A 609-nucleotide genomic window follows, 5' to 3' on the forward strand; every position below is an offset into this window, starting at 1 on the left:
CCTCCGCTTTAATTTCGTCCCAGCGCGCTTTAACCGCCGCTTCGTCTGTTAGGGTTTCGGCCTCAAATACGTGCGGATGACGGCGAATCAGCTTCTCTTGTAGAGTGGTAATAACATCGCACATATCGAAACGCCCTTGCTCAGCATACATCTGACAATGAAAGACAACTTGTAGCAGCACATCACCAAGCTCACCTTTGATATCTTCATCGTCATCGCTTTGTACCGCCTCGCCTAACTCATAGGCTTCTTCAATGGCATAGGGAATGAGGCTATGATTGCTTTGTTTTTTATCCCACGGACAGTCAGCGCGTAGCCGCGCCATCAGTGCTAACAAGTCATCAAGTTGCCCACTCGCTTCTGGAGTGCCTTGCACAGGTTTGAGAGGCAGAACTTGAAGATTCTTATCTAAACTGTCTTGGGGTTTTATGTCTTGATGGCTCATAACAGATACTCTTATCTTTTTATTATTGCTTATATTTACTACTCATTATCTAATGGCTCAACCCATTAAATTTGTTAGCGTAGTTAGCGTAGGCTGGGTTTTTAACCCAGATTTGAGATTTTGCAAAATTACAATGCTGGGTTAAAAACCCAGCCTACAACTTT

Annotated in this window: 1 protein-coding gene; it reads right to left on the bottom strand. The window is 44.0% G+C overall.

All coding sequences use genetic code 11. The features are described from left to right. Positions 1 to 325 (bottom strand): MazG nucleotide pyrophosphohydrolase domain-containing protein (locus ACS8FD_RS22310; RefSeq protein WP_439277473.1); only part of this gene is annotated, 325 nt, incomplete at its 3' end. Positions 326 to 609: the final 284 nt, after the last annotated feature.

This window comes from Psychrobacter sp. 1U2 (assembly GCF_051847575.1).